This window comes from Mesobacillus maritimus (genome assembly GCF_044803185.1).
Lineage (GTDB): Bacteria > Bacillota > Bacilli > Bacillales > Cytobacillaceae > Mesobacillus_B > Mesobacillus_B maritimus_B.
Window position 1 is genome coordinate 5,029,065 of sequence record NZ_CP085225.1, and the last position, 20,123, is coordinate 5,049,187.

The following is a 20,123-nucleotide window of genomic DNA, read 5'->3' on the forward strand; positions in this document are numbered from 1 at the left end:
CTAAAAACATTCTCATCGCCATCACTCCTTTTTTCTTTAAGATGCACAGAAATGGAGGATTCATCCAAGTATATTTGTGTTTTTAACAGAGAAAAGAGCCCGTCTAAATTGTCGGACTCGATTACTTCCTCACAATAGAAAACTTAAAACTAAAATAACAACCAACGGGCCTAGCACAATCAAATAGCCTTTTGGATTGGCAAAATTCAATGTCATGCCGACACCAAAGCGTTTTTCAACGAAGATTGATGGGTCATTTTTATTAAAATAAAACAAGCCACCCTTCCAGTATTGATCCTCATCTAAATCAGTCACTCCTACCACAGGGTCGGGACTGACATCCTCTCCGGCTCTTCCTACCCTGATGGCAAACACCATCGTTCCCCCTAATACAACTAACAGGAATAATAATGGAATCGCCAACATCATGCTTTCCCCAAACATCCCTTCATGAATTACGGATAGCTGCAAAAAGGCGAACAGCATCGTAATGAGGATACTCGTTAAAAACATAAACCAGCTTGTATACTTTCTTAAAGTTAACTGACGAATCCGTGAGGCAGCTGTACTTGTTATACTTAATTTAATACCAGAACGCTTAGTGCTTTCGTTGATTATCAGAAACATTCCTTGCATCACCAATAAAATGAGTGGTAACGAGATGACCGAAGCTGGGCTTTTTGTTGTAAAGGCATCCGGCTGACCACTTGGTCCCCAATGCGTTGGAATCTGTTCTGGCAGTGATGGATAATGAAGTACAGTATAAATGATCACACCTAGGGTCACGAGCATCGGAAAGAGGTACATATACCACGGAAGCATTTCATCCTGTGAACGCACCGACAAATCAGTGATTTTCACTTGTTTGACATCTTCTCCCCATTTTTCCGCTCTTTTTAACTGAATGGTTCTTGCATGAAAATAAACATAACTAGCTAAACTTATGAACATAATCGCAAATGGAATGGCCATTCCCACTAAAAAGAGTTGCTCTTCGGCAGGACTTCCTTGAGTTCCCCACACTAAAAAGCCAAATAGAACCACTAGTGAAAAACAGAAAACAATTATAGAATATCGTTTCTTAAAGCCAGATAACCTTGGGTCCTTCGTATATCCTTCGGGTATCGTGACACCAAAAACGACTGTACGTTTGATTAAATATGGAATGGCCGTTTCCATAATTGCCAAAAACAAACTCACAATAAAAAGGATCATCATCGCCATAAAAACCCCTCCAATCTTAAACTAACGACTTTATTTTGAATGCAACCATAAATGCGCATTTTACCTAAACTTAATTGCTCCCCGAACTTCCTTTTAAATCCTGAATGATGGAGGTTACAAGATCTTCTAGCTGTTCGGCCTCAATTCCTAATACAAGTGCTTCAGCAATGACTGTTTTCAGGTCCCCGCTAATATGCTCATATTGTGGACTATCTTTGGTTACTCGCACCGGTGATTGAATCACCGCCCCTGATTTAGGAATTATTCGAATGATGCCTCGTTTCTCTAGTTCATGGTAACTTTTATTAACGGTATGCATATTGACCCCAAGGTCTCCCGCTAATGCTCTCACCGAAGGGAGTGAATCCCCCGGACGCATGGCCCCTCGCGCGATTCCCTCAATGATTTGGTTGGTCAACTGTGTATAGATTGGCGTATCAGCTTGAGGCTCAATGTGAATAATCATTTTACCCCCTCCATTCTGTTATACTTTTATTATAACAAAATTGTTCTATAATGTGTATAACAATTAGAATATTTCCTAGTTATTTAGCCAATCAAACTTCTGTACTGACTCAGAACCATTTGTTTTCCTACTCAACAAACAGCCAATTTCCTCCTAAAAACATGCGAATACAAGCGTGACCAGGCACGGTTATAGTTGTCCAATTCATAATAATAATTAAAACTGAGGAGGTTTATCCAATATGCATTATAATCCCTATCATTATCACTATCAGAACCCCTACCCGCACCAATATTTCTATCCATCATTCCCGCAACCCTATGCCTATCGGCAATACCCAGAAGTAAATGACACGATGTTTCTCAAATCAGTTGAGGCCTTTCAGACGATTACTAAAGAAGCAAGTGTAATCCTTAATACATTATCCCACTCTGACTTTGCCCACAAATTAATGACGGCTGCCCAACAAGGGAATCAACAGGAAGTAGACAGATTAATGAAGTCAATTGGAATTAACACCCCTATTTCCACAAATTACACGCCTTCAGGATTAGAATTAAAAATCCACGCAGATGTCCAAGGATCCCAATGCTGTACGTTAACGATGTACCTTAAATGGGGAAATTAACGAGCAGTGGGCAAATAAAAAGCGGCTTGACCCAGTTAAGGTCAAACCGCTTTTTTATATTGAATCTATACAAACTGGGACATGGTGCCTGTCCCCTATGTCCCTATTCGACAAGTACCACCTTTATTTCCCAGGAAACGACTCCTTTGGTGTTATTTCAAATGCACACACCTTACATCCACCCGAAACCTTTTTCCACTTTATCCGTATTAGAAAGGGATAGTAGTTTGGCCACTAGAGCTTGAAGTTAGAAAGATTTATATTAAATCTATTAAAGGTGTGTGCGTATGAGAAAATTGAAGGCTTTGCTAGTAGTTTCGTTGTTCATGTTATTAAGTGGTTGTTCTTTTTTAGGGGAAATAAATGAGTCCATTGACTACGTCAATGAAGCTACCACCCATATCAATACGTTAAATACCTTTGCGGAGGATGCTCCACAATTAGTACAGGAAGCGATTAGTGATCCTGTGGCAAAGGAGAATCTAGAAGCACAACTTGTTTCACTTAAACAGGATATCGAAGAATTTATTAGCCTGAATGAGGTGCCTGCAATCGCGGAGAACATTCATCAAGAACTAGTCGATAAAAACGAGCTTCTCCTTACCGAGATTAATAAGGTATTGGAAGACGGGCAGGTAGCCGTGGAAAAACTGGAAAGCTCACAGCTATTTCAGACTGTAAATGAAATAACCGATTTAATGAATCAAATTGAGAACCTTGGCCAATAAGAGTCGCTTTGACAGGGCTCTTTTTTTTGGCATAAAATAAAGCCCGTAATGACGGGCTTTACATCTTTTATTTCATATTTTGAGTCTAAAACCACCTTAATTCGGACCAAAGTTCTTATATTTCACCTCAAACAAGTCCCTGCGGCGGTCATACAGTTGTCTCACCGTTCCAGACCTTCTCTGCCTTCTGAGAATTTCTAGGTCGACATCCCCAACCACAACGGTTTCAATATTTGGCGGACACTCGCCGACAATGCCATCACGGGCAAATTCAAAATCAGAAGGGGTAAATATACCTGATTGCGCATATTGAATATCCATGTTTTCCACTTGTGTTAAGTTGCCCACTGTCCCAGCAATTACAGTGTACACTTGGTTTTCAACCGCACGAGCCTGCGCACAGTAACGGACACGAAGATAACCTTGGCGGTCGTCTGTACAGAACGGAACAAAAATGATATTCGCGCCTTGGTCAACTGCATACCTCGATAGCTCTGGGAACTGAATATCATAGCAAATCTGAATGGCAATTTTCCCACAATCGGTATCAAATACTTTAACGGAGTCACCTGGTTGGATTCCCCACCACCTTTTTTCATTAGGGGTGACGTGAATTTTATATTGCTTTTCAATCGTCCCATCTCTGCGGAAGAGATAAGCAATATTGTAAATATGGTCATCTTCTTCAACGAAATGCGAGCCGCCAATGATATTGACATTGTAGCGGACGGCTAATTTTGTAAACAGTTCGATATATTCCTCGGTATACTCGGACAATTTTCTTATGGCTTTAGCTGGTACCTTTTCCTCTAAAAAGGACATCAATTGGGTAGTGAAAATCTCCGGAAATACGGCAAAATCACTTCCGAAATCATAAGCGACATCCACATAATACTCGACTTGCTTCGCAAATTCCTCAAAGGATTCAATGTTTTTCATCATATACTGAATGACCGTAATCCGTACAGGATACGCCGTTTTAAAGTGACGCTTCGTCTTCGGATGGTAATCAATATTATTCCATTCCATTAATGTCGCATATTTTAACGACTGCCGATCATCCGGTAAATAGCCAGGATTGATTCGCATCAGATTAAACCCATTCATAATCTGGAACGTTAACACAGGGTCATAAATGTTTTGACTGCTAACCTCCTCGACATATTCACGAGGTGAATATTGATCTTTATATTTATGGTAATTGGGGATTCGGCCGCCAATAATAATGCTCTTTAAATTAAGCTCTCTTGCCAGTTCCTTACGAGCCTCGTACAATCTTTTCCCAATTTTCATTCCTCGAAAGTTCGGGTCGACCATAACCTCAATGCCATAAAGGTTAAAACCTTCAGGGTTATGGTTGGTGATATAGCCACCATCGGTAATGTCATCCCAAGTATGCTTGTCATCGTACTCATCAAAATTGACAATCAAACTCGAGCAACTCCCAATAATCTCGCCATCGTACTCGACGCAAAACTGTCCTTCAGGGAAGATTTTTAAATGACTTTCCAACTGCTCCCGCTTCCATGGCACCATATTAGGGAAGCAAACCTTCTGCATTTCTAAAATTTGATCGATATCGTGCTTCGTTATATTTCGAACCTCAAGCTTTTTTTCAAAGTTTGATAAATCCAGCTTCTTCGACATACTGTGTTCCGTCCTTTCAATATTCATTCAAGTATAGATTAGTGTTACCAAAAACTGGTGATAGCTTGCAGCATCTAAGCGGCAAACTAATATTATCTTTGAACAAAAAGGGGTCCAATCGCCGGTACTTGGACCAGACCCCTCTCAGTGAGACGACCGTCCAGGATAAATACCTTTATCCTCATCTTAGAGAATTCAAACTTTTTTCACAAATAAAAACGTTTCTTACCTAAGTAAGAAACGAGAAATTATTTGTATTCATTATAATAAAGTGTGATTCCTTATTTCTTTTTATCAAACCGGTAAAAAGTACCGGATGTCCTGCATAGTAACTCGCCTTCTTCGTTTTTCACTTCTGCTTCCATGAAACAGATTTTGTAGCCTTCCTTGACGTAACGGGCGGTCGCGATTAGAGTTCCGGCTGTTGTCGCTTTGAAGAATGAGGTTTTTAGCTCGAGCGATACATACGGCGCATCCTTCAAGCGGAAATTTAAATGCCCCATCGCCGTGTCGGCAATAAAGGTGAAAATCCCACCATGCACAATGCCCGCTGGGTTATACATAATATCCGTAACCGGACAGGTAATTGTGCACGTCTTCGCTTCTTCATCATAATCAAAATTGAAGTCTAGCATTTTGAACATAAAAATACTTTCAGGTTTCATCTCAAACGTATCATAGGCCTCTTCCACCCTGGCCATAAACTCTTGCTTGTCCATGAAAAATCCCCCTACATATGTAATAATTCTCTCACTATCATAACATAGTATTTGGAATTTTAAGATAATAAAATATATGGAACAAGAGAAATCGCCCAATAATAGGCAAAATGGCTTTATGAAGGTTTTTTAGGATCTTTTATGTGGAGGTCAAGTCATAAGACCTTTTTATGGGGAAATCTAACAAAAAAGCGCTCCATGAAAGAAAGCATTCCTCCCTTTTTGATGAACTGAGCTATAGTTTGGGGGCGCGCTGGGATTTCCAACGTGCCCTTTCCCATTGACTATTTCATTTTCAGTCACAACAAAGCCTTCACTAAACTCCATTATATTATCTTCTTAACGGCCTGTTGCTTTTACCCTAATTCCCATTTGTATAGGTGTTTTAACTTTATGGAACTATCTGCAAAGAATTTAATTCCATTTGCTTGTTCAGTAGGAAAGATCCGGGCGCTCATGACCTTTTCTCCACCGTTTATGAACACCTCTACAGATGATTTGTCGATGAATATCTGTAGGTGAAGGTTGTCCATGCTTTTAAGTTCGGCTTGACGAGTTCCGCCTGGCCCTTGACCCGACTGGTTTCGATCAAGAGTTACGACGTTTGCTTGTTTAATAAAGTGCAAGACGGTCTCTTGATTAGTAGCTTCGTCTACTCTAAACTTCAAGCCAAATTGCGTGGCTTCTTGGCTATCGATGACCATCTCCAATTCGAGACAATCACCTGAAACATCTTTTATAGATATTTCACCGTCAATTGTGAAGTCCTTGTAATGAACTTCATTTTGACGAAGCTCCTTCAACTCTGGTACCGGTGTTGTGTATAGTCGGTCGTTCTTCATTGTCACAAGCCTCGGTATCGTCATCGCCCCTGCATAACCAAACTTCTGTGTTGGCATCTCACTTTCCCACATATCCATCCATGCGACTAATATTCGCCTACCTTGTTCGTCTTCCATCGTTTGCGGAGCATAAAAATCAAAGCCAAAATCTAATAAGTGTAAAGGACCATGCTTAAAATTACCCGTTTTATAATCTACCTCCCCCATCACATAGCCTGATTGATGGAGATTATGGTAGAGGATACCTTCAGGCTTGACTCCTTGAGGAGACATCACCAAGACATCCTTCCCACTTAGCTCAAACAAATCCGGACACTCCCACATGTAGCCGAGGTTTCCCTCCCCCTTCGCTATGACAGAAATAAACTGCCAGTCAAAAAGATCTTCTGAGGAATAAAGCAGCACCTGACCAACATTGTCCTTCGTCTTTGAGCCCAAAACCATATAATAGCTGTTCCCACGTTTCCAAACCTTTGGGTCACGAAAGTGAAAAGTATTAATATCCCCCCCGGGGATTTCACTAATAACAGGATTGCCTACTACCTTTTCAAAATGGATTCCATCTTCACTCACCGCGAGGGCTTGTACCTGTTTTAAGTCTTCATCCAGCGGACCATCAACCCAAACGTTACCTGTATAAACAAGATAGAGCTTTCCGTCTTTTTCAATCGCACTACCTGAAAAACAGCCATCTTTGTCAAAGTTTTCACTAGGCGCCAAAGCAATCGGCAGCTCCTCCCAGTGGACAAGGTCCTTACTTTTCACATGACCCCAGTACATCGGTCCCCACTCAGGGCTAAACGGATGATGCTGGTAAAACAAATGATACTCTCCATTAAAGAACGAAAAACCATTCGGGTCATTCATCCAACCCGCCGGCGGCATCACATGATACTTCAAACGCCATTGGTGGTGACTTATTTTATCCTTTAGTTGAGAAACAACTTGATTCGCTTTTTTGAGATTCTTTTTGTGGATTACCATATGGATTACACTCCTTTCATTAATAATAAAAAAACGGCTCCCTTGCGTTCCCAGTGGGAGTTAAGCAAAGAAACCGTCGAAATTACTTCACTCCAAAACGATACACTCTCGCCTCATAAGGACGTAATGTAATCGTCGTAATGTCTTCGTCCGATTGTAGTGGGTAGTTGCTGCTGCAAAGTTCTGCTTCTTCAGCTTTTAAACTTGTTGGGAATGTAAATTCTGCTTCTTCTGGGAACAAGTTTGTGATGATAAGGAATGTTTCATCCTGTAAAGTCCGAGTGTACGCATAAATCTGATCATGGTCTTTTAGAACAATGTCATAGTTTCCATAAACGAGTGTTTCATTTTCTTTTCGAAGTTCAATTAATTTTTTGTAAAAATGATAGATGGAATCAGGGTCTTTCAAAGCATTTTCGACATTGATTTCTTTATGGTTCGGGTTTACTTTTAACCAAGGGCTACCTGTCGTGAAACCTGCTTGAACCCCATCGTTCCACTGCATTGGCGTTCTTGAGTTATCACGGCCATTCTTCCAAATGATTTCCATGACTTCCTCATGAGACTTGCCTTCTTCTCGTTCAATTTTATAAAGATTTTTAATGGAGACATCGTTATAATCCTCGATGGAGTCAAATTGAACATTTGTCATCCCAATTTCCTGCCCTTGATAGATAAACGGAGTGCCTTGCATTAAAAAGTACATCGTCGCTAAGCACTTGGCGGATTTGTCTCGCAATTCTTCATCATTGCCCCAAGTCGAAACCGAGCGTGGTTGATCATGGTTTTCAAGGAATAGTGCATTCCAACCCATGCCTTCCAGCCCTTTTTGCCATTTGGTTAGAGTTTTCTTTAAAGCGTGGATGTCGAGGCCACCTTCCGTGCTTTTCCCCCAGAGATCCAAATGCTCAAACTGGAAAATCATATTGAACTTACCGTTTTCCTCGCCTACCCATTCATCTGCTTGTTCAATCGTCACACCATTGGCCTCTCCGACCGTCATGATATCGTATTTCGCGAAGGTTTCACGCTTTAACTCTTCAAGATACACTTGAATTCCATCGCGATTCATATGTCCTTTCATAGAAGGAACATATTTTTTCTTATCAGGATTCGGTAAATCAGGGAACCCTGGAACTTTTTTAATATGAGAAATCGCATCAACACGGAAGCCGTCGATTCCCTTGTCTAGCCACCAATTGACCATTTCATATAACTCCCCGCGAACCTTTGGGTTTTCCCAGTTCAAGTCCGGTTGCTTGCGTGAGAAAACATGCATGAAGTATTCCTTCGTGTTCTCATCATACTCCCAAGCAGAGCCTCCAAAAATAGATTCCCAGTTATTCGGCTCTTTGCCTTTCTTTCCAGAATGCCAAATATAATAATCTCGGTATGGGTTATTCTTAGAAGAACGTGATTCGATAAACCATGGATGCTCATCTGACGTATGATTGATCACCAAATCCATGATGAGCTTCATCCCACGCCCGTGGACTTCTGCTAACAGCTGATCAAAGTCCTCCATCGTTCCGAACTCATCCATAATTCCTTTATAATCACTGATATCATAGCCGTTATCATCATTTGGTGATGAGTAAATCGGACTCATCCAAATGACATCGATTCCGAGGTCCTTTAAGTAATCTAATTTAGAGATGACGCCTTGAATATCACCAATTCCGTCTCCGTTAGAATCCATAAAACTACGCGGGTAGACCTGATACGCTACCGCTTCTTTCCACCATATCTTATTCACAAAACTAACCTCCTAAATTTTAAAATGGCACCTGACATCTGCCAAAATTCTCCTACCTGTGTATGAAGAAATCTATTCCCTATGTATATAGAGATTCATGATGATTTATATTTCTTATTTTGTTACTTTTAATTAGGCTCTTTTCTCAAACTTTGTCACTTTAGGCTGATGAAGTTTGATTGGTTAAGCTATGTTTTCAGTTCTAAATACCGTAATTTGCGAGAAAAGAGCTTGTAAACTATATTTTAACGCACAAAATAACTTCACCTACGTTAAAATCGGCATTAGGTAGTAAAAATCGGTTTTAAGATTTTTACAATTTTAACAACAATCTTTACGAAAGCAGCCTTAAGTATAGTCGGTAAAAGGCCGAAAAGGACAAAAAGGCAATCAAGGATCCGGAGAAAAACAACAGAAGAAACAATGGTCCCTTGATGCTTGCATATAACAAGACTATTCCACTAAATAAAACAGCGAACAGAAGCACCGGACTCCCTACCGTGATAAAAAATGCATTCTTCAGCAATCCGCGTAGCTTCATATCATAATGGGCATTGACTGAGAAAAAGTTCATTGTAATGACGTATAAAATCAGTCCAAATACGATAAAAACAAAGGCTAGTATCATACTGAAATCTTTTAAAAAGATAAAATCCACGATTAAAATGACCCATAACCCAGTAATAATGAAGCCGCCGAGAAGGCTTTTTTTATAATTCTGTTTGTAGTAATTCACATATGAAACGAAAATGGAAGGTCCCTCGTATTCAATGATCCAGTCTCTTGCCGAAGCAAACATCGCCGCCGTTGCTGGGAAGAAGACAAACGGTGCGAACACAGCCGTCATGGTGGCGAATAAAATCATTTCACCTTGCCCTCCAGCTAACAGGAGATTCCCCGTAGAAAAGACGATTGGAAGATTAAACAATAGCCACAACAAATTGATGACCGCAAACCTCATAACCCACTCACTCACCGTATACAAGCCACCCATGATGTTGTTCATGACTTTACCTCCTAATCGTCTTATTCATCAAAAAAACTATTCAACGGGATTCTCAAAAGCTTATCACTATACGCTGCACCATGATGCGCTCTCAGTTCTACTAGTACAACTCTCTTTAACCACTCATTGTGCACCACGAGAGAAATCGTTTGCGCAATCCTCCAAAAAAAATTGCATTGGCCCTTAAACTGCCTTCGCAACGTTTTTTTATTTAGGCTCTTTTCTCAAACTTTGTTGCTTTTCAGCACAAAATAGGATGGATGAAGCTTTTTTTTACTGCAAAATAGCTTTTATTATGAGAAAAGTGCTTACAAACTTACTATAACGTACAAAATCTCTTACCTTACGTTAAAATCGGCTTTAGGTAGTAAAAATCGGTTTTATGATTTTTACAATTTTAACAACAATCTTTACGAAAACAGCCTTTATTTAACTAACAAGGATTTACAGGATTCTCGCTCAACAATAATCGTTGGGATGATGACACTCTTTTTAAACATGGAAGGATTCTTAATCTCCTCTATTAAGCATTTAGCCGACTCGTACCCCAACTGATAAATCTGTGTATCAATCGATGTTAACGGCGGCGTTGCTAGCTGGGCAATAAAGGTATTATTGAAACTGATGATACTTACATCGTCAGGAACTTTAATGTTTTTTTCACGCAAACATAACAATAAATTTAAACCGGTAATATCATCTGTGACCACAAATCCTGTTGGCGAATTAGGTAGGTCCATGACCTCGTCAACGGTTTCCTTCATCAGCACCGTTTTATCTAAACTCTTGGTATAAGCGGGCTCAATCTCAATATCATTCAGGCGAAGAGCCTCCATATACCCTGTTCTTCTCGCTGCTGCCACCTCAAACTGCGGTTGTTCACCGATAAAAGCAATTTTTTTATGACCTAGCTGAATTAAAAACTCTGTTGCCTCTCTTGCTGCGCGAACGTTATCATTATCCACACTCATGATTTCATTGGCTTTGCCAATTGGTTTCCCCACAACCACAAAGGGAATACCGCTTTTCACTAGGAAAGGAACGACTTTATCGTCCTTTTTTGAGTATGACACGATCAGCCCATCCACTCGTTTTCCCTGAACCATTTTTACGACATCTTGAAAAATAGCTTCCTCTGACTCACCAGTCGTGATGCTAATATTAAACTCTTGTTGATGGCAGAGTGCGCTAATTCCTCTTAGAACTTCCGGGAAAAAGGGATCATGTAACGAAGCACTTGTCGAGTTCTTCATGACGATGCCAATCGTTTGCGTGGTTTTCTGGACGAGAACACGAGCATTATGATTAAGATAATAGCCCATTTCTTCCATTACCTTGCGCACTTTTCGTTTCGTTTTCTCGCTGATTCTCGGACTGTCCGAAATGACACGTGAAACGGTAGAGGGTGCAACATTTGCCTCACGCGCAACATCTTTAATTGTGACTGCCATTTTTTCCACCTTCTTTCCCTTTCAGGAGTCATAGCCAGACTCTTTTCCTTCATTTTAAAATAAAACAGCCGAAAGCTCTATAGCTTTTTATGAACGTTATTTAACGGCCCCTTCAGAAACACCTTCAATAATTTGCTTTTGCGCAAAGAAGTACGCCACAATAACCGGGATAATCGCAATTGTTAATCCAGCAAGTGCTAAATGCCATTGCTTTGTGTATTGTCCAAAGAAGTAAAACATTTTCAACGGAATCGTTGCATTGTTTTCACTTAAAATTAACGATGGCAATAGATAGTCATTCCAAATCCAAATTACATTTAGTATCGCAACTGTCACGGAAATTGGTTTTAGCAATGGGAAAATGATACGCGTAAACGTCTGGAAGCGGTTCGCTCCGTCAATCGTTGCTGCCTCATCCAGTGATTGTGAAATTCCTGTCATCGCACCGTGATACAAGAAGATGGATAAACTGCTACCAAACCCTAAGTACATAAAAATCAAACCTGCTTGATTCAGCATATCCGCTTTTCCAAATAGGGAAACAAGTGGAATCATCACAGATTGGAAAGGAATCAACATCGCGGCAACAAACAGCAAGAGAATTCCACCACTTAATTTGCTTTTATTTCGTGATAGAGCGTAACCTGCCATTGAGGAAAACAGGATAATAACCACGACACTGACAACTGTGATCAAGACTGAATTCCAAAGAGAGTTAACAAAGTCTAAGTCAATAAACGCTTCGACAAAGTTGTCAAACGACCATGCTTCTGGAAGTCCGAGAACGCCCATAAAAATTTCTTTCTTTGATTTAAACGCGTTGACAATCATCAAATAAAACGGAGATAACCATAATAGCCCGAGCAAAATGCCAAAGCCTCCGATTAGATAATTTTTCAATTTGCTCTCCATTATAGGTCAACCTCCCGCTTCTTGTTGTAATAAACTTGTGTTAAGGCAATTGCCGCAACCATGATGAAGAACACAACGGCCTTTGCCTGTCCATAAGCCATTTCATTGGCGCTGAACGCCGTTTTAACAATTTCCATTGCGACCATTTGCGTCGATTCGTACGGTCCACCATTTGTTAATGATAAGTTTTGATCGTAAATTTTAAAGGAATTGGACAATGTTAAAAACATACTAACTGTAAACGCTGGTGCCACAAGTGGAAACGTAATATTTTTAAAACGTTGGAAGCTATTCGCTCCATCCATTTTCGCCGCTTCGACGAGCTCTCCGGGAATATTCTGTAGGTAGGCAATATAGATGATCATGATATAACCAGCCATCTGCCAGCAAGTCAGAATGACAAGACCCCAGAAACCGGTAGTAGTTGTCGATAACCAGCCTTGTAGTCCTGCAAAGCCCAGCGCTTCGCCAACATCACTAAACACATTGATAAAAATAAACTGCCAGATGAAACCTAAAATCAAGCCACCAATCATGTTTGGCATGAAGAAAACCGTTCTTAATAGATTGCTCGTTTTCAACTTTTGCGTAACAAGCAGGGCAAAACCTAACCCAATCACGTTGAGTAGGATAATCGTGACAAACGAGAACTTAATCGTAAACCAAATTGAATTTAAAAATGCTTTATCTTGGAATAGTTTTATATAATGCTCAAATCCTACAAACTGCGATGCAGTTAGTCCATTCCAATCAGTGAATGAATAGTAGGTACCGTAGATTAATGGAACAATGACGACGAGTCCTAAAGCGACTAAAACTGGTGTGAGAAAAAGCCAGAATGATAGACTTCGATTTCCCATGATGTGACCCCCTATATATCTTTGAAAAATAAAGCTAACAAATCAGCTTAGTAGCTGCTTTGTTAGCTTATTAGTTTTGTCAATTATTTACGCTTTTCTTCCCATTGCTTGATGGAGTCTGCCTCAACTTCATCCCAAGTCATTTTACCGTCAATGTATTGTTGCATATTCGGACCAGCTACGCCTGTTCCCCATGGGTTGCTAGGGTAACCAGCGAAGATCCAACCAATGGTCTTTCCTTCTGAAGCATAACGATAAACATCTTGTGAAAGTGGGTCAGAAATTTTATCTGTATCATAGCCATCATAAGCAGGAATAAATTTGAATTCAGTTAAAACGGCTTCTTTACCAGTTTCAGATGTGTACATCCAGTCTAAGAAGTCTTTAGCAGCTTGTACTTCTGCATCATCTGATTTCGAATTGACAGCCCAGTAACTTGATACACCAACAGGAATGCTACCTTCATAGCCTTCTACAGGAATCGGTAGAATTCCAATGTTTTCAGCTAATTCAGGATCCATTTGCTCAACAGAAGCATAAACCCAGTTCCCTTGTTGAATCATCGCGACTCTTCCTAATGAGAAGTACTCTTCAACTTGTTGGGAGTAATCAAGGCTTAGAACTGGTTGAATAGAGTAATCATTCTGTAAATCTAGGAATCTTTGCATTTCCTTCCCTTTTTCAAACTTTACTGTATCCGCATTAAATGATTCAGTAACAGAGTGGTTGAATTCATCTGCTAAATACGCATTCGCTAAGTGGTCACCAAGAACCCAAGCTTCTTTCCCTGGAAGAGCAAATACTGCTTCTAGTTCTAGCTCATCCTTCTTGCTATCTAGAGTTTTAACCGCATTTTCTAAATCCTCGTAAGAAAGGATTGTGCTTGGATCAATACCTGCTTTTTCAAAAACCGCTTTGTTGTAAACCAAACCGTAGCCTTCTTGGTTAACTGGTAATCCAAGAATTTCTTCGCCTTGTTGTACGGTAGCTAATGTACCGTCTAATGCCGCCTCAGCAGCTGCAGTATCCGAAAGGTCTGTTAAATAATCTTTATAGTCAAGAACGTCTTGTGGTCCAACAAGGTTGAAGATATCAATGTTTTCCCCTGATGAAAATGAAGACTTAAGGACTGGTGCATAATCCGTACCGCCACCAACTGTTTTCACATTAATTTTAACTTCTGGATGTTCTTCTTCATATTGAGCAACCAATTCTTCAAATTGGGTCTTAAACTCTACTTTATTTTGGAAAATATCGATAGTTACTTTATCTTTGGATGCTGTTTCTTGACTGCCTTCATCTGCTGATCCACAACCTGCTAGTAACAAACCTGATAACGCTAAAGCTGAAGCTGCTTTTACATAAAACTTCATCTAAATACACTCTCCCTATCCATCATTAATGATTTCTTGTGAATTCGTTTGCACAAAAGATTAAAATAAAAAAGTGTCCTTTTTACTCAATATAAGCGCTTCCAAACTTATCCATAAAAAAATTCACTTGAAGATGATTATGTAATCTAGCATCGTTTTCTGTAATGAAGGAAAACGTTTGCACTGATTAACTAAGTTGATAGTATCATAGACAAATCAGGAGAGCAAGTAAAAAAGTTTTATTTTTATATTCCAAGGGTCGGTCCTTACACTTTTCCTCCACCTAAAAATGTAACTGCTTTCATTTTTGTAGTATACTATAATCTAGCCAAGTAATCTAGGAGCAAGCTGTGGGGACAATTTTTAAAAAGATCGTCCACCTGCTTACTGAAAGGATGTTCTTAAATGACAAAAATAATGAATCCAGTCTTGCCAGGATACCACCCTGATCCATCTATTCTTAGGGTTGAGGATGATTATTATATTGCTGTCTCGACGTTTGAATGGTTTCCAGGCGTACAAATCTACCATTCGAGGGATATGGTGAATTGGCAACTTTTTACCTATCCATTAACGCGTTCATCGCAACTCGATATGATTGGAAACCCGAACTCTGGCGGTATTTGGGCGCCTTGCTTGAGCCATTCAGACGGTCTTTTTTATCTAATCTATACAGATGTAAAAAGTAGAATGGGTGCGTTTAAGGATACGCATAACTACTTGGTCACAGCCAAAAACATTGAAGGTCCTTGGTCGGAACCGATTTATTTAAATAGCAGCGGGTTTGACCCTTCCCTTTTCCATGATGATGATGGGAAGAAATGGTTAGTGAATATGATTTGGGATTTCCGTAAAGGAACCAACTCGTTTGCGGGGATTGCACTCCAGGAATATTCCGTGGAGGAAAAGAAACTTGTTGGTCCGATTCGCAATATTTTTAAGGGCTCTGAGCTTGGGCTAACTGAAGCACCGCATCTCTATAAATGGAATGGCTATTATTATTTGCTGACGGCTGAGGGTGGTACTTGGTACACACATGCCGCAACAATGGCTCGTTCTCAATCGCTTTTTGGACCATATGAGATCGACCCAACCAATCCTATCCTTACTTCCGACCAAACCGATCTAAGCCAACTACAAAAGGCCGGTCATGGAAGTTTGGTAGAAACACAAAGCGGGGAATGGTATATGGCGCACTTATGCGGACGTCCCGTGGTTGATAAAAAATGTATCCTCGGACGGGAAACTGCGATCCAAAAAGTTTACTGGACCGAAGACGGGTGGCTCCGTGTTGAGGGTGGAAATCATCCACAGTTAGAAGTCGATGCGCCAGAATTGCCAGCTTATCCTTTTGAACACGAAAGTAATTTTGATGATTTTAAGGAAACGAGCTATAAAAAATATTGGAACTCACTAAGAAGACCGTTTACGGAGGATTGGATTTCGCTCACTGAGCGACCAGGCTATCTCACCCTCAAGGGGGGAGAATCGATGAGCTCCCTACACCGTCAAAGTCTAGTAGCCAGAAGGCTGGAAAGCTTCCGTACGGAGGTTGAAACTGAAATAGAGTTCACTCCGGACACCTTCCAACAAATGGCGGGGTTGATAGTTTACTACGATACCGATGATCATGTATATTTACGCGTCACTCATCATGAGGAGCTAGGAACCTGCCTAGGAATCATTGAAACAAAGCATGGAAAATACGATGAATTATTAGCATGCGATGTTTCACTCCCAGAAGGTTCTAGTTGCAAATTGAAAGCAACCATTGAAAATCAATGGCTACAATTCGCCTATTCTCTTGATGGCGATACATGGTTTGAGATTGGTGATAGAATTGACTTTAGTCACCTTTCCGATGACGATGCTGATTATATTCGTTTCACAGGTACATTTGTTGGCTTATGTGCCCAAGATTTAAGCGGACAAGCAAAGCCAAGTTATTTTAAGTACTTTGATTACAAAGAGCTTTAATAAAGCTCGATGTAGTTTGTGCCAGACACAGTGTCTGGCACTTTTTTTTTGAATAAGGGGCGGTTCTTTTCCCCCTCCATACGTGTAGAAGCAGGAAAAACGTCCCCTTGTTTCAACCAACTAGGTAGTTAGAATCATATTCTGCAATAATATTAACATCCTGTTATATTCGTAAATGAATTAATATCTCCCTGTTCTTTTTCTGTAAGACTACTATGTTAAGCTAGTCCACAAGATAAAAGAGCCATGGGAGGCAAATGAGAATGAAAAAAAAATTCGTATCATTAGTGGCAACAGCGGCAATCATTACGTCAGCCGCAACGACTGTACAAGCAGAAGAAGTCACTGTTCAGAAGGGTGACACACTTTGGGGGTTTTCACAGGATTATGGTGTATCAGTGGAATCTATAAAAAAATGGAACAATCTTTCTAGTGATTTAATTCATCCCGAGGATGTGCTAACTGTTTCCCCTTATATTACAGTAACGGTAAAAAAGGGCGACACACTTTGGGAGATTGCGCAAGCAAATAAAGTTTCCGTCGAGAATCTAAAGAATTGGAACAACCTAACATCAGATCTTATTCATCCTGGTTTGAATGTCAAAGTTTATACAAATAAAGGACATGTGACAAAGGGTCAAACGAAAAAAACAAAGGTTCAAGGAACCGTAACAAATAAGGGACAAGCCATCCAGAACACCAAAACTGAGCCCGCAACCACTACACCACCAAAAGAAGAGGGTTCACAAGCTGTCTCAGTCAAAACAGAGGCTAAAACCGTTGAAGAACCAAAGCAGGTGGCCGAAGCTAGCAAAGCCCCTGAAGTAAAAGAAGAAGCAAGCAAGGTGATTACAGTAGAAGCAACGGCATACACAGCTAGTTGCGAAGGCTGTTCAGGTATTACCAGCACAGGGATCAACCTAAAAGAAAACCCAGATGCAAAAGTCATCTCCGTTGACCCATCCGTGATTCCGCTTGGTTCAAAGGTTCATGTAGAAGGATACGGCTACGCAACCGCAGGAGATACAGGCGGAGCGATCAAGGGCAACAAAATTGATGTATTCATTCCAGATTATGATGACGCAGTGCAGTATGGTAGACAGCAAGTGAAAGTGGAAATTATTGAGTAATGGAAGCGCAAGCGGCTCGTTCAGCGACTTATAGACTGGAGTCGTTCCAACTAAGATAAAAAAGGAACGCTTATCAGCTGATAGGCGTTCCTACGTATGCTCAAACTTTCATGACGCGCTTGTCATGGACACTTCTGCCGTTTCTGAACTGGTTTTTGTCCTTGAGAGCCCCTGTCATGGACACTTTTGCGGTTTCTGAACCGGTTTTTGTCCTTGAGAGTCCCTGTCATGGACACTTTTGCCGTTTCTGAACTGGTTTTTGTCCTTGAGAGCCCCTGTCATGGACACTTTTGCGGTTTCTGAACTGGTTTTTGTCCTTGAGAGCCCCTGTCATGGACACTTTTGCGGTTTCTGAACTGGTTTTTGTCCTTGAGAGCCCCTGTCATGGACACTTTTGCGGTTTCTGAACTGGTTTTTGTCCTTGAGAGCCCCTGTCATGGACACTTTTGCGGTTTCTGAAGTGGTTTTTGTCCTTTAGAGCGCTTGTCACGGACAAAAGTTCCCTTCACAAGGCTAAAACTGTCCTTGATCGCTGGTCATGACCAAAAATCTCCTGATTAAAACGTTTATTAAAAGAGGAACCCGTTATTATCGTAATAAGGGTTCCTTTTTTATTTTCTAAAAGCCTTTAAAAGTTCTTCCGCCGTCAATTCAAGTATAGACTGATATCATATATCCCGAAGAAAATGCCTTTCCTATTATTAGGAGTTAGAGCCTACTGTTGCAAAGTGGTATCCATTCCCATCAACAACTGCCTCAATTTCTTCGATAACAGTGTAATTGCGGAACCAAGAACTAGATACTTCAGGCAGTTGCTTATATTCGGTAAGAGCTTCCTCATACTCTTCTTCTGAAATCACGCGAATCCCGACTTGGAAAGTTGTCTTTAACCCTGCCTGATAAACAGCTTTTAGAGCCTCCTCAAATTGCTCACCTGTTACATTCGCATTTTCTTTCACAATCATATGGGCTGAGAAATAACCAGGTTTGTAGGTTGTAACATATTCTTCTAACGAAATGTCTGGGTTGGTCTCTGTAGAGCTATCTGCCTTCATCACGAATGTGGATGTTTCACTCTCAATCCCTACTGTTTGTAATTCCTTTTTTAAAATTTGATTGAAGGATTGGCTAATGAGTGTAGGAATATAACTATCCGAGACTAAGCTGCCATCCTTAGCCGTGATCGCTTTAAATACCAACTCCTCTTGATTTGCAGGATGAATAAATGTCGTAACGGTATCATTAGTGGCCGTTCCGTATCGACCGCCAATATGGGTAACCTTAAATTCCTGATTGTATTTTTTCTGCAATTCTTTTTCAACATCTGCTGTTTGCTTCTTATCAATAGCACTACAACCCAGTATGCTAAAAGTTGATATTAATATGAAGGTTATAATACTTTTAAATAATCTCATCACCATATAACCCCCTGTTTTCCTTGAACAGAAAATTACAGCCAACAACCAAGTTAACTGTATTTTCGATAATTTTTCGATCTGAGGTGATGAACACGAAAGCCTTGTACGAGTTCAGCTTGAAAGCCGCTTCAGTAAGCCTAATGAACCTTCGTACTATTCGTTAGCGCCTGCTTGTAAAATATGATAGCCCTTATCATCGATATATACCTTCATTTCATCTACCACGTTATAATTGGTAAACCACGAGTCCGAAACCTCGGCAAGCTGTTGAAATTCTGCCGACACCGTTTCATACTCCTCTACTGCAATCACATGAATATGCACTTGGAAGTTTGTATGTAAACCTGCTTGATACACGGATTGTAATGCTTGTTCAAACTGCTCTGCTGTGAAGTTCGGCGTTTCCTTCACAATCATATCAGCAGAAAAATATCCTGGTTTGTAGGTTTTCACATACTTCTCTAACGTAATATCTGGATTTTTCTCTGCAGAACTATCGGCTTTCATTATGACAGCCATCGTTTTACTCTCTATCCCCTCACTCTGTAATTCCTGCCTTAAGACCTGGTTCAATGAATCGCTAATGATACGAGGAATATAACTATCAGCCATAAGCTCACCATCCTTAGTCATCACTGCTTTAAACGATATGCCTTCATTTTCGGCAGGATGTACATAGGTTGTCACCGTATCATTACTAGCCGTTCCATAGCGACCACCAATGCTTCTGACTGTAAATTCTTGACCATACTTTTCTTCTAGTAATTGCTCAACTTCCACCGCTTGATTTTTATCGCTAATAGTACAACCTAGTAAACTAATCATTAGTATAACAATGAAGGTCCAGCTGATATTTTTAAGTATATTCCTAACCATATTAACCCCTACTTTCATCGAGACAAACTACACCAACCATCACTTTAGCGTACTTTTCTCCCATTTGTCGATATGAAATTTGGAGGAATTTAGTAATTCTCAATGGCTCTATTCTCAAACATTGGT

General features: G+C 40.3%; 17 protein-coding genes. 4 read left to right on the forward strand and 13 right to left on the reverse strand.

Annotation, left to right across the window (positions count from 1 at the left end):
• Positions 1-129 precede the first annotated feature (129 nt).
• Both LG336_RS24320 and LG336_RS24325 read right to left on the reverse strand, forming a co-directional pair.
• Positions 130-1,224, reverse strand: a complete 1,095-nt coding sequence (locus tag LG336_RS24320) for a DUF1648 domain-containing protein (RefSeq protein ID WP_404330050.1) — start codon at positions 1,222-1,224, stop codon at positions 130-132.
• A gap of 70 nt (positions 1,225-1,294) precedes the next feature.
• A complete protein-coding gene (locus tag LG336_RS24325; protein ID WP_404330051.1) occupies positions 1,295-1,690 on the reverse strand; it encodes a GntR family transcriptional regulator in 396 nt (131 codons plus the stop codon).
• Positions 1,691-1,931: 241 nt separating this feature from the next.
• Here LG336_RS24325 and LG336_RS24330 point away from each other — a divergent pair, with 241 nt between their 5' ends.
• Together LG336_RS24330 and LG336_RS24335 are read left to right on the forward strand one after the other, a co-directional pair.
• Positions 1,932-2,318 (forward strand): hypothetical protein, encoded by a 387-nt coding sequence (locus LG336_RS24330; RefSeq protein ID WP_404330052.1) that lies wholly within the window; start codon positions 1,932-1,934, stop codon positions 2,316-2,318.
• Between the two features lie 287 nt (positions 2,319-2,605).
• Positions 2,606-3,046: a DUF6376 family protein gene (locus tag LG336_RS24335; protein WP_404330053.1), complete on the forward strand. Its 441-nt coding sequence runs from the start codon at positions 2,606-2,608 to the stop codon at positions 3,044-3,046.
• Between the two features lie 96 nt (positions 3,047-3,142).
• Here LG336_RS24335 and LG336_RS24340 read toward each other — a convergent pair whose 3' ends face one another.
• From LG336_RS24340 to LG336_RS24380, 9 genes are all read right to left on the reverse strand, one after another.
• A complete protein-coding gene (locus tag LG336_RS24340; protein ID WP_404330054.1) occupies positions 3,143-4,693 on the reverse strand; it encodes a GNAT family N-acetyltransferase in 1,551 nt (516 codons plus the stop codon).
• Positions 4,694-4,974: 281 nt separating this feature from the next.
• A complete protein-coding gene (locus LG336_RS24345; RefSeq protein WP_404330055.1) occupies positions 4,975-5,412 on the reverse strand; it encodes a PaaI family thioesterase in 438 nt (145 codons plus the stop codon).
• Between the two features lie 356 nt (positions 5,413-5,768).
• A complete protein-coding gene (locus LG336_RS24350) occupies positions 5,769-7,238 on the reverse strand; it encodes a glycoside hydrolase family 32 protein (RefSeq protein WP_404330056.1) in 1,470 nt (489 codons plus the stop codon).
• 82 nt (positions 7,239-7,320) lie between these two features.
• A complete protein-coding gene (locus tag LG336_RS24355) occupies positions 7,321-8,994 on the reverse strand; it encodes an alpha-glucosidase (protein ID WP_404330057.1) in 1,674 nt (557 codons plus the stop codon).
• Between the two features lie 334 nt (positions 8,995-9,328).
• Positions 9,329-10,000 carry a YesL family protein gene (locus LG336_RS24360; RefSeq protein WP_404330058.1) on the reverse strand — a complete coding sequence of 224 codons (672 nt, stop codon included), beginning with the start codon at positions 9,998-10,000 and terminating at the stop codon, positions 9,329-9,331.
• Between the two features lie 425 nt (positions 10,001-10,425).
• Positions 10,426-11,451, reverse strand: coding sequence for a LacI family DNA-binding transcriptional regulator (locus LG336_RS24365; RefSeq protein ID WP_404330059.1), 1,026 nt, complete (start codon positions 11,449-11,451; stop codon positions 10,426-10,428).
• Positions 11,452-11,547: 96 nt separating this feature from the next.
• A complete protein-coding gene (locus LG336_RS24370) occupies positions 11,548-12,363 on the reverse strand; it encodes a carbohydrate ABC transporter permease (RefSeq protein WP_404330060.1) in 816 nt (271 codons plus the stop codon).
• Positions 12,363-13,223: a carbohydrate ABC transporter permease gene (locus LG336_RS24375; protein WP_404330061.1), complete on the reverse strand. Its 861-nt coding sequence runs from the start codon at positions 13,221-13,223 to the stop codon at positions 12,363-12,365. Before LG336_RS24375 ends, LG336_RS24370 begins: the two co-directional genes overlap by 1 nt.
• An 83-nt stretch (positions 13,224-13,306) precedes the next feature.
• Positions 13,307-14,596 carry an ABC transporter substrate-binding protein gene (locus tag LG336_RS24380; RefSeq protein WP_404330062.1) on the reverse strand — a complete coding sequence of 430 codons (1,290 nt, stop codon included), beginning with the start codon at positions 14,594-14,596 and terminating at the stop codon, positions 13,307-13,309.
• Between the two features lie 405 nt (positions 14,597-15,001).
• Between LG336_RS24380 and LG336_RS24385 the strand changes: the two genes are divergently transcribed.
• Both LG336_RS24385 and LG336_RS24390 read left to right on the forward strand, forming a co-directional pair.
• Complete coding sequence (locus tag LG336_RS24385; RefSeq protein ID WP_404330063.1) at positions 15,002-16,573, forward strand: glycoside hydrolase family 43 protein; 1,572 nt, start codon at positions 15,002-15,004, stop codon at positions 16,571-16,573.
• Between the two features lie 263 nt (positions 16,574-16,836).
• Positions 16,837-17,703 carry a LysM peptidoglycan-binding domain-containing protein gene (locus tag LG336_RS24390; protein WP_404330064.1) on the forward strand — a complete coding sequence of 289 codons (867 nt, stop codon included), beginning with the start codon at positions 16,837-16,839 and terminating at the stop codon, positions 17,701-17,703.
• 701 nt (positions 17,704-18,404) lie between these two features.
• On the opposite strand, the gene LG336_RS24395 is transcribed toward LG336_RS24390, so the two are convergent.
• Together LG336_RS24395 and LG336_RS24400 are read right to left on the reverse strand one after the other, a co-directional pair.
• Positions 18,405-19,118, reverse strand: coding sequence for a hypothetical protein (locus tag LG336_RS24395; RefSeq protein ID WP_404330065.1), 714 nt, complete (start codon positions 19,116-19,118; stop codon positions 18,405-18,407).
• 156 nt (positions 19,119-19,274) lie between these two features.
• Positions 19,275-19,997: a hypothetical protein gene (locus tag LG336_RS24400; protein WP_404330067.1), complete on the reverse strand. Its 723-nt coding sequence runs from the start codon at positions 19,995-19,997 to the stop codon at positions 19,275-19,277.
• Positions 19,998-20,123 lie beyond the last annotated feature (126 nt).